Here is a 9,482-nt window from a genome sequence, read left to right on the forward strand (position 1 = left end):
CATGAAACTCACCGTCATCGGAGGGGGATCCACCTACACCCCCGAACTCACGGACGGATTCTCCCGGTTGCGGGACGTGCTGCCGATCGACGAGCTCTGGCTCGTGGATCCGGACGACCGGCGCCGGGAGCTGGTCGTGGGGGTCTCCCGGCGGATGTTCGCGCGTGCGGGGCATCCCGGGCGGATCCGTGCGACCGCGGACCTCGTCGAGGGCGTCGCCGACGCGGATGTGGTGCTGATCCAGCTGCGCATCGGGGGCCAGGCGGCCCGGCTCGGCGACGAGACCTGGCCGCACGAGGCGTGCTGCATCGGGCAGGAGACCACGGGCCCTGGCGGGCTCGCCAAGGCGCTGCGCACCGTCCCCGTGGCGCTCGAGGTCGCGGAGGCCGTGCGCCGCCACGCGAAACCCGGGGCGTGGATCGTCGACTTCACGAACCCGGTCGGGATCGTCACGCGGGCGCTGCTCGAGGAGGGCCACCGCGCGATCGGCCTGTGCAACGTGGCGATCGGCTTCCAGCGGCGCTTCGCGCGCATGCTCGACGCGGATCCGACCCGCGTGCGACTCGAGCACGTCGGCCTCAATCACCTCACCTGGGAGCGCGGGGTGCTGCTGGACGGCGCCGATGCGCTGCCGGCGATGCTGCGGGACCGCCTGCCCGAGCTCGCGGACGAGGTCGAACTGCCGGCGCCGCTGCTGCGAAACCTCGCGATGGTGCCGTCGTACTACCTCCGCTACTACTACGCGCACGACCGCGTCTTCGAGGAGCAGCGGCACGAGCAGCCGCGCGCGGAGAAGGTCATGGAGGTGGAGCAGGAGCTGCTGCGGCTCTACGCGGATCCGGCCGTCGACTCCAAGCCCGCGATCCTCGCCGAGCGCGGCGGCGCGTTCTACTCCGAGGCCGCGGTGGATCTCATCGCCTCGCTGCAGAGCGATCGCGGAGACGTGCAGGTCGCGAACCTGCGCAACGACGGCACGCTGCCGTTCCTCCCCGACGACCACGTCATCGAGGTGTCGGCCACGATCGGCGCGGCCGGTCCCGTCGCCGTGCCCGTCGCGCCCCTGCCGGCCGATGTGCAGGGGCTGATCGGCCATGTCGCGGGCTACGAGCGGCTCGCCCTCGACGCCGCACGGCACACCGGATCCGCCGCACGCGGCCGGGAGCTCGTCGAGCGCGCCCTGCTCGCGCACCCGCTCGTCGGCCAGTGGGACCGGGCCGAGAAGCTCGCGGACCTCCTGCTCGCGAACAATCGGGACCACCTGGCATGGGCGCGATGAGCGGCCCGGCCGTGCGCCCAGGACGGGAGCACCCCGCGGCGCCCGCCCGGGGGATCGTGGTCGCGATCGACGGCGGCGGGACCAAGACCGACGCCGTCGCGCTCGATGAGACGGGGGCGGTCGTGGCGCACGTGCGGCTCGGCCCCTCGGATGTGCACCCGGGCCGTGAGGGAGCATCGGTCTCCGTCGTCGACGAGGCCGTGCAGCGGGTGCGCACGGAGGCCGGAGGGGCGCCGCTGTTGAGGGTGGGCGTGTTCCTCTCCGGCCTCGATCACGAGGCGGAGGTCGCGGCCTACCGCGCGCGGATCCTCCCGCTGCCGTGGTTCCGCGGCGACGACGACGTGGACGCGCATCTGGAGAACGACACGTTCGCACTGCTGCGCACCGGCACCCTCGCCGCGGACGCCGTCGCCGTCGTCTGCGGCACGGGCCTCAACGCGATCGGCGTGCGCGCCGACGGCGCCACGGCACGATTCCTCGCCTGGGGCGCGGTCTCGGGCGACTGGGGCGGGGGCACCGATCTCGGCACCGAGGCGCTGCGCCTCGCCGCGCGGGCCCTGGACGGCCGCGGCCCCGCGACCGTGCTGACCACGGCGATTCCGCCGCGCATCGGCCGGCCCGACCTCGCCACGCTCATCGAGGACGTGCACTTCGGACGCCTTTCCGAGGAGCGGCTGTCGGAGCTCGTGCCGGCCGTCTTCGCGGCCGCCGCCGAGGGCGATGCCGTGGCCTGCACGCTGGTGCGGCGCCAGGCCGGCGAGATCGTCGGGATGGCGGCGAGCGCCGCCCGCCGCCTCGGCCTTGAAACTGCGCGGATCCCGGTCGTGCTCGGCGGCGGCATGATCGCCGCTCGTCTCCCGCTGCTGCTCGACGGCGTGCGGCGGGGGCTCGCGGAGCATCTCCCGAACGCCATGCCGACGGTGGTCGACGCCCGGCCCGTCGTGGGCGCCGGCCTGGCGTTGCTCGAGCAGCGCGGCGCGTCGGACGCCGTGCTGCACCGCGCCCGCACCGCGATCGAGCGCGCCGTGGCCGCCTGACGGCCGCGCGCTCTCCGTTCAGGTCGCACTTTTGGCGCTGCCGACCACCTCGGGCCGCCGAAAGTGCGACCTGAACGGGCGGAGTGCGACCTGAACGGCGGCATCCTGCAACATCCGGGAAACACGGGATGCGTACACTCGGGGACGCCACAAGCACGCACTCCCCCGAAGGACCCACCATGTCCGGTACGCCGTCATCCGCGCCCATCACCGTCTCGATCCGCCGCGAGGTCGATCCCGCACGCATCGCCGAGGCCACGGCCTGGGTGCAGACGGGGGTGAACCTCGCGAGCTCTCACCCCGGCTTCCTCGGATCCGGCTGGGTGCGCGACGGCGCGGACTCGCACCACTGGCACATGCTCTACCGCTTCGCAGATGAGGCGGCCCTCGATGCGTGGGAGGCGTCGAGGGAGCGCGCCTGGTGGCTGTCGATGGGCGAAGGCTTCGTGCGCAGCGAGCGCACCCGCCGGAGGACCGGGATCGAGGGCTGGTTCGACGAGCCGTCGACCGAGACGATCTCGGTGCCCTCCTCGACCGGCACGACCACGGTCATGGTCGCGCCCTCGCCGCCGCGCTGGAAGCAGGCGGTGTCGATCTGGCTCGGCTTCTTCCCGGTGAACGTGGTCTTCACCTACCTGATGAGCCCTGTGCCCGGCTGGAACGGCCTGCCGATCTGGCTGCGCGTGCTGGCGACCACCGTCGTCCTGACGCCGATCATGACGTACTGGGTGCTGCCCTGGGTGACCCGCGCGATCCGCCCCTGGCTGAACCGCTGACGCCCCACCACGGTCGTTGCGCGAGAAACGGTCGTTGAGCGAGGACGCGCAGCGACCGAGACGAAACGCGGCGACCCCTCGGGGTCACCGCGTTTCGTCTCGCCTCCGGCTCGCTCGACGACCGGGGCAGGGGATCCGTCAGACCTCGATGTGCCTCTCGTCGACGCCGTCGTAGGCGGACAGCGGGCGGATCAGGGCGTTGGACGCGGCCTGCTCCATGACGTGGGCCGTCCAGCCCGTGACCCGCGACGCCACGAACAGCGGCGTGAAGGTCAGCGTGTCGAATCCGATGAGGTTGTACGCCGGGCCCGACGGGTAGTCGAGGTTCGGGTGGATCCCCTTGCGCGCCACGAACTCGTTCGCGAGCGTCGTGTACAGCGCCTCGACGTCGGGACGGTCGTAGTGCTCCACGAGAGTGTCCAGCGCCGCCTTCATGGTCGGCACCCGGGAGTCGCCGTTCTTGTAGACGCGGTGCCCGAAGCCCATGATCTTGCGTTTCTCCGCCAGCGCCGTGTCCAGCCAGGCGTTCACGTTCGACGCTTCGCCGATCTCGTCGAAGATGTGCAGCACCGCCTCGTTCGCGCCGCCGTGCAGCGGCCCCTTGAGCGCGCCGATCGCTCCGACCACGGCGGAGTACAGGTCGCTCAGGGTCGAGGTGATGACGCGCGCGGTGAACGTGGACGCGTTGAAGGAGTGCTCCGCGTACAGGATCATCGAGCGGTTGAACGCATCGACGACGACCGGATCCGGCTCGGTGCCGAACGTCATCCAGAGGAAGTTCGCGGAGTAGTCCAGGTCGTCCCGAGGGGCGACGATGTCCTCGCCACGGCGGCGGCGCTGCCCGTAGGCCACGATCGCGGGAAGCGCGGCGAACAGCCGGACGCTGCGCTCGAGGTTCTGCTCCGGGGTGCCGCTCGCATCGAGCACGGATCCGGATCCCACCGCGTCCGAGGCGCCGAGCAGGCTCACCGCCGTGCGGATCTCGTCCATCGGGTGCGCCTCGACCGGCACCAGGTCGATCGCGGCCTTGACGTTGGCGGCGAGCGCACGGTGCTCGCGCTCGGTCGCGCGCAGGGCCGCGAGCTGTTCGGCGTTGGGCAGCTCGCCGTTCCAGAGCAGGTACGCGACGGCCTCGAAAGGCTGGGTCGCCGCGAGCTCCTGCACGGGGTAGCCGCGGTAGAGCAGGCTGTTGGTCTCGGGGTTGACCTTCGAGATCGCCGTCGTGTCGACGACGACGCCCGCGAGGCCCTTCTTGATGTCGGGGTCGCTCATGGTGCTGCTCCTTTGCAATTCACGTGGTCGTCGAGCGTCCTTCGTCTCGTCGCTGCGCTCCTCGCTCAGGAACCGTTCCCTCTATCGGTCCCTGAGCGAGCGCAGCGAGACGAAGGGCGCTCAACGCCCGGTGGTGTCGATCGTGAAGTTGAAGACGTTCGTGTCGAAGTGGTTGTACGACTCGTAATCGATCAGGTCGTACAGATCCGCCCGGTGCTGCATCTCGCCGAGCGCAGAGGTCAGACTCCCCTCCTCGTTCAGAGTATCCAGCGCGCGCCCCGTCGCACCCATCGCGATCCGGAGCATCGAGACCGGCCAGATCACGATGCTCACGCCGGCGCTGCGCAGTTGCTCGGTCGTGAAGAGCTCGCTCTTGCCGAACTCCGTCATGTTCGCGAGGATCGGCACGTCGAGCTCGGCGGCCATCCGCTCGAACTCCGCGAGCGTGCGCATCGCCTCGGGGAAGATCGCGTCGGCTCCGGCGTCGACGAGGGCCTTGGCCCGGTCGACCGCGGCGTCCATGCCCTCCACCGCGCGGATGTCGGTGCGCGCCATGATGAGGAAGTTCGGATCCCGCCGGGCGTCGACCGCAGCCCTGATCCGCTTGGTCGCAGTGGACTCGTCGACCACCGCCTTGCCGTCGAGGTGCCCGCAGCGCTTGGGGTTGATCTGGTCCTCGATGTGGGTGCCCGCAAGGCCGGCATCCTCGAGCGTCTGGATCGTGCGGGCCACGTTCATGGGCTCGCCGAAGCCCGTGTCGGCGTCGATGATGGCCGGCAGCTCGGTCATCCGGGCGATCTGCTGCCCCCGCCCCGCCACCTCGGTGAGCGTGGTGAGGCCGATGTCGGGCAGGCCCAGATCCGCCGACAGGACGGCGCCGGAGATGTAGACGCCGTCGAAGCCCTTGCGCTCGATGAGCCGGGCGGAGAGCGGATTGAACGCGCCGGGGAAGCGCAGCAGCTCGCCCGCGGCGAGCCGCTCGCGAAGGATCCGCCGCTTCTCCGCGGCCGGTGTGGTGGCGTACAGCATCAGTCTCTCCTCAGTTCTTCTCAGTTCTTCCTCAGGCCGGCGCCGTGACCGTGTCCCACTTCCGGTTCGGAATCTGCGGGATTCCGAACCGGATATGGGACATCACAGCGCCGAAAACGGGACACGGTCGGTCAGAACAGGCCCTTGGGCGCCGGCGCGGTCGCGAGCACGCCGGGGGCCGCGACGATCGAGAGCTCGGCGACCTCGGCGGCGGTGAGCTCGGGCAGCCGCTGCACGAGGGCGAGGAACCGCTCGATCTCGGCCGGCTCGAGCACCGGCCCCGCGAGGATCCGGAACTTGCGGATGTAGTCCTCGCGCGCGAACGGCCGTGCCCCCAGCGGGTGCGCATCGGCCACGGCGATCTCGTCCGTCACCGTCTCGCCGTTCGTCAGGCGGATCTCGACGCGTCCGCCGAACGCCTTCTCGGCCGGGTCGATCGAGTGGTAGCGACGGGTCCACTCCTCATCCTCGGCGGTGGTGACCTTGTGCCAGAGGGCGACCGTGTCCTCGCGCTGGGCGCGCTCGGGCGCGTAGGAGTCGACGTGGTGCCAGGTGCCGTCCTGCAGAGCCACGGCGAAGATGTACGGGATCGAGTGGTCCAGCGTCTCGCGGGACGCGTGCGGGTCGTACTTCTGCGGGTCATTCGCCCCGGATCCGATCACGTAGTGCGTGTGGTGGCTGGTGTGGATCACGATCGACTCGATGTTCGCCGGTTCCGTCAGCGCCGGGCGCTCGTTGTGCAGCTTCCGGGCGAGGTCGATCCAGGCCTGCGCCTGGTACTCCGCGGAATGCTCCTTCGTGTAGGTGTCGAGGATCGCGCGCTTGGCCTCGCCGGTCACGGGCAGCGGCACGTCGTACGACGCGTCGGGCCCGTCCAGCATCCAGGCGACGACGCCGTCCTCGCCCTCGTAGATCGGGCTCGGGGAAGTCTCGCCGCGCATCGCCCGATCGACGGCCTCGACCGCCATCTTGCCGGCGAAGGCCGGGGCGTGCGCCTTCCACGTGGAGATCTCGCCCTTGCGGCTCTGCCGCGTGGCGGTGGTGGTGTGCAGCGCCTGCCCGACGGCCTGGTAGATCGTCTCGACGTCGAGGCCGAGCAGGGTGCCGATGCCGGCGGCGGCGGCGGGACCGAGGTGCGCGACGTGGTCGATCTTGTGCGCGTGCAGGCTGATCGCCTTCACCAGGTCGACCTGGATCTCGTAACCGGTCGCGATCCCGCGGACGAGCGCGCGACCATCGGAGCCCACGTGCTGCGCCACGGCGAGGATCGGCGGGATGTTGTCGCCGGGGTGCGAGTACTCGGCGGCGAGGAAGGTGTCATGGTAGTCGAGCTCGCGCACGGCGACACCGTTCGCCCACGCCGCCCACTCGGGGCTCGTGCGACGCTCCAGCGCGCAGCCGAAGACGGTGGATCCGGATCCGTTCACCGAGACCGGGTGATCCAGCGCCTGCTGACGGGCGGCGCTGACCGGGGCGCGGGTCAGCGAGGCGGCCGCGACGGACGCGTTGTCGATCACGCGGTTGATGATCATGTCGACGACGTCGGCGTCGACCTCGACCGGGTCGGACGCGATCTCGGCGATGCGCCAGGCGAGCTGCCCCTCGCGCGGGAGCTGCTCGTCGCTGCGGTGCACGCGGAGGTGGTGGGTGACGGTCATGCTCTGGCCTTCTTTCCGGACGGGGTCGTTGAGCGAGCACCGGCGGAGCCGGCGGGCTCGCCAGGGGTCGTTGAGCGAGCACCGGCGGAGCCGGCGCGAGACGAAACGCGGTGGTCTTCCGTGTTCAGCGAGTCGAGGATGCTCGCGAGCGCGTTGTGCAGATGGACGTGGGTGGCGTGCGCGGCGAGGTCGCCGTCTCCGGATCCGATCGCCTCGGCGATCAGCCGGTGCTCGCCGGCGCTCGCGGCGAGGCGCGCGGGCTTGTCGCGCGCCATCCGCCGCACGCGCACGAGGTGGGTGCGCACGGTGCGCAGCGCGGCCGTGAGGTAGTCGTTGCCGACGGCCGCATCGAGCGCCTCGTCGAAACGCGCGATGAGCGCGTAGTACTGCGCGCGCCCCTCCTCGTCCCCGAGCGCCTCCGCGGCGTCGGCGAAGCGGGCGGCGAGCTCCGTGAACTCCGCGCGGCCGTCCGCGGAGGCGGCCGCGCGGGCTGTGGTCTCCTCGAGCGCGCGGCGCAGCGCGAACAGGGCGCGGATGTCGTCGGCGTCGATCGCGGCGACGACCGTGATGCGCGGCGAGAGCTGCTCGACGAGCCCGTCCGCGGTCAGCCGGCGCAGCGCCTCGCGCAGCGGGGTGCGGCTCACGCCGAGCCGCTCGGCCTGCTCGACCTCGGCGAGCACGGTGCCGGCGGCGAGGGATCCGGACTGGATCTCCTCGAGCAGTGCACGGTAGGCGAACTCCCCTGCGCGCATCCCCTCGGCGACGATGGTCATGACGCCAGTGTATACACAAAGGCGACTGATCGGCGCTACTTTCCTAAATGTGCGCTATTTCGTATACATAGATCAGTGCAGGGCCCCGGCCGGCTCCGGAACCGCATCGGGATCCACCTCGTCGACGACGGGCTCCCCGAGCTTCACCAGCACCACGCCGACGAGCACGAGCGCACCGCCGAACGCCTGCAGCAGATCGGGCAGCTGCCCGAGGAACAGCCAGCCGAACAGCAGCGCGGCGATCACCTCGGAGAGGGCCACGAACGATGCGAAGCGCGATCCCAGCCTCCGCGTCGACACGATGCCGAGCACGTAGGCGAGCGCGGTCGCGATCACCCCGACCGCGAGCACCGGCACGAACCACGGCAGCGTTCCGAACCGGTAGGCGACGTCGTGGGTGTTCCAGGCCATCGGCAGGATGCCGGTCGCGCCGGCGACGGTCAGGCCGATCGACCCGATCAGCAGGCCGAGTCCGGCGAGGGCGATCGGCGGCAGCCCGGTGTCGCTGCGCCCCGAGAGCAGGAAGTAGGTCGCGGCGCCCACCATCGCACCGAGCGCCCACAGCACCCCCACCGGGTCGATCCGCGAGCCGGTGAAGATCTCCAGCATGAACACGAGTCCGATGAATGCGACGACGGCGCCGATCATGCCTCGCACGCCGGGGCGCTCCCCGCGCCGGAGCCAGAGCCAGAGCACGACCGCTATCGGCGCCGTGTATTCGATGAGGAGCGCGAGGCCGACGTCCATGACGGCGACGGCCTGGAAGAAGCACAGCTGCGCGGCCGTGACCGCGAGCAGCCCGTACACGACGATCATCCCGGCGTGCTTCCGGACGATCCCCCAGCGGCCGCGCAGCGCGAGCAGCGTCGGCACGAGCAGGACGAGCGCGGCGACCCACATGCGGACCGTGACGGCGGCGCCGGGGCTCCACCCCGCGTCCATGAGACCGCGGGCCCAGGCTCCGCTCATCCCGAAGGAGAGCGCAGCGCCGAGGGCGAAGACCAGTCCGGAACGCATGCCGACGGCGCGCGCGTCATTCGCCACATTGCTCATGACATGTGACGCTACTCGGCGGGGATGTAAGGTGTCAACATGATCTTCACCGATGACACCGAGGAGACCCTCCGGGCCGCCGTGTGGCTCGTGAACTCGGCAGAGGATCCCGACACACTCACCTCTCTGAGCGATGAGGCGGCGTTCCTGGGGCAGTTCGGCTACACCGGACGGCTCGATCGCGACGAGGCCGAGCTGGCGGGACTACGAGGGATCCGTGCACAGCTGCGCACGATGCTGCTCGCGCCGCGCGACGACATGGCCGTCGCCGTCAACGAGGCCCTCGCCGGCATCTCCCTGACGCCCCGCCTCGCCCGGCACGGCCCGCTGGACTGGCACCTGCACGCGGTCGCCGACGACCACCCGCTGCCCGAGCGCGTGATCGTGGAGACCGCGATGGCCCTGATCGACGTGATCCGCGCCGAGGAGGGATCCCGCATCTCGGTCTGCGCCGACGACACCTGCGAAGCCCTCGCGCTCGACCTCTCCCGCAACCGCTCCAAGCGCTACTGCTCCACGGTCTGCGCGAACCGCAACGCCGTCGCCGCCTACCGCGCCCGTCGCGCGGAGGCGTAGCCCCCCGCCCCAGGCTCCCGCCGCTACGGCCC

Annotated in this window: 9 protein-coding genes; 4 read left to right on the forward strand and 5 right to left on the reverse strand. The window is 71.1% G+C overall.

Annotated elements, in window-relative coordinates:
- Window position 1 precedes the first annotated feature (1 nt).
- From RS86_RS01400 to RS86_RS01410, 3 genes are all read left to right on the forward strand, one after another.
- Window positions 2-1,276 carry a 6-phospho-beta-glucosidase gene (locus tag RS86_RS01400; RefSeq protein WP_045270419.1) on the forward strand — a complete coding sequence of 425 codons (1,275 nt, stop codon included), beginning with the start codon at window positions 2-4 and terminating at the stop codon, window positions 1,274-1,276.
- Complete coding sequence (locus tag RS86_RS01405) at window positions 1,273-2,313, forward strand: N-acetylglucosamine kinase (protein ID WP_045270433.1); 1,041 nt, start codon at window positions 1,273-1,275, stop codon at window positions 2,311-2,313. The genes RS86_RS01400 and RS86_RS01405 overlap by 4 nt, the downstream gene beginning before the upstream one ends.
- A 179-nt stretch (window positions 2,314-2,492) precedes the next feature.
- Entirely contained in the window at window positions 2,493-3,089 is a 597-nt protein-coding gene (locus tag RS86_RS01410; RefSeq protein ID WP_045270420.1) for an antibiotic biosynthesis monooxygenase, read from the forward strand.
- 138 nt (window positions 3,090-3,227) lie between these two features.
- Here the strand turns inward: RS86_RS01410 and RS86_RS01415 are convergent, their stop codons facing one another.
- The 5 genes from RS86_RS01415 to RS86_RS01435 all read right to left on the reverse strand — a co-directional run bounded on the left by RS86_RS01415 (window position 3,228) and on the right by RS86_RS01435 (window position 8,874).
- Window positions 3,228-4,361 (reverse strand): bifunctional 2-methylcitrate synthase/citrate synthase, encoded by a 1,134-nt coding sequence (locus RS86_RS01415; RefSeq protein WP_045270421.1) that lies wholly within the window; start codon window positions 4,359-4,361, stop codon window positions 3,228-3,230.
- Between the two features lie 120 nt (window positions 4,362-4,481).
- On the reverse strand, window positions 4,482-5,390 hold the full coding sequence (gene prpB, locus RS86_RS01420; protein WP_045270422.1) for a methylisocitrate lyase: 909 nt from the start codon (window positions 5,388-5,390) through the stop codon (window positions 4,482-4,484).
- 131 nt (window positions 5,391-5,521) lie between these two features.
- Window positions 5,522-7,048 (reverse strand): MmgE/PrpD family protein, encoded by a 1,527-nt coding sequence (locus tag RS86_RS01425; RefSeq protein ID WP_045270423.1) that lies wholly within the window; start codon window positions 7,046-7,048, stop codon window positions 5,522-5,524.
- Complete coding sequence (locus RS86_RS01430) at window positions 7,045-7,800, reverse strand: GntR family transcriptional regulator (protein WP_152642028.1); 756 nt, start codon at window positions 7,798-7,800, stop codon at window positions 7,045-7,047. Before RS86_RS01430 ends, RS86_RS01425 begins: the two co-directional genes overlap by 4 nt.
- A 93-nt stretch (window positions 7,801-7,893) precedes the next feature.
- Window positions 7,894-8,874: an EamA family transporter gene (locus RS86_RS01435; protein ID WP_045270424.1), complete on the reverse strand. Its 981-nt coding sequence runs from the start codon at window positions 8,872-8,874 to the stop codon at window positions 7,894-7,896.
- Between the two features lie 39 nt (window positions 8,875-8,913).
- On the opposite strand from RS86_RS01435, the gene RS86_RS01440 reads away from it, so the two are divergent.
- Window positions 8,914-9,450 carry a CGNR zinc finger domain-containing protein gene (locus tag RS86_RS01440; protein ID WP_045270425.1) on the forward strand — a complete coding sequence of 179 codons (537 nt, stop codon included), beginning with the start codon at window positions 8,914-8,916 and terminating at the stop codon, window positions 9,448-9,450.
- Window positions 9,451-9,482 lie beyond the last annotated feature (32 nt).

The sequence above is a fragment of the Microbacterium azadirachtae genome, from assembly GCF_000956505.1.
Lineage (GTDB): Bacteria > Actinomycetota > Actinomycetes > Actinomycetales > Microbacteriaceae > Microbacterium > Microbacterium azadirachtae_A.

Excerpts from the sequence above, each read along its gene's own strand:
- RS86_RS01415 (WP_045270421.1), bottom strand. The coding sequence starts at position 4,361 with ATGAGCGACCCCGACATCAAGAAGGGCCTCGCGGGCGTCGTCGTCGAC.
- RS86_RS01425 (WP_045270423.1), bottom strand. The coding sequence starts at position 7,048 with ATGACCGTCACCCACCACCTCCGCGTGCACCGCAGCGACGAGCAGCTC.
- RS86_RS01400 (WP_045270419.1), top strand. The coding sequence starts at position 2 with ATGAAACTCACCGTCATCGGAGGGGGATCCACCTACACCCCCGAACTC.
- RS86_RS01430 (WP_152642028.1), bottom strand. The coding sequence starts at position 7,800 with ATGCGCGCAGGGGAGTTCGCCTACCGTGCACTGCTCGAGGAGATCCAG.
- RS86_RS01440 (WP_045270425.1), top strand. The coding sequence starts at position 8,914 with ATGATCTTCACCGATGACACCGAGGAGACCCTCCGGGCCGCCGTGTGG.
- RS86_RS01435 (WP_045270424.1), bottom strand. The coding sequence starts at position 8,874 with ATGAGCAATGTGGCGAATGACGCGCGCGCCGTCGGCATGCGTTCCGGA.
- RS86_RS01410 (WP_045270420.1), top strand. The coding sequence starts at position 2,493 with ATGTCCGGTACGCCGTCATCCGCGCCCATCACCGTCTCGATCCGCCGC.
- prpB (WP_045270422.1), bottom strand. The coding sequence starts at position 5,390 with ATGCTGTACGCCACCACACCGGCCGCGGAGAAGCGGCGGATCCTTCGC.
- RS86_RS01405 (WP_045270433.1), top strand. The coding sequence starts at position 1,273 with ATGAGCGGCCCGGCCGTGCGCCCAGGACGGGAGCACCCCGCGGCGCCC.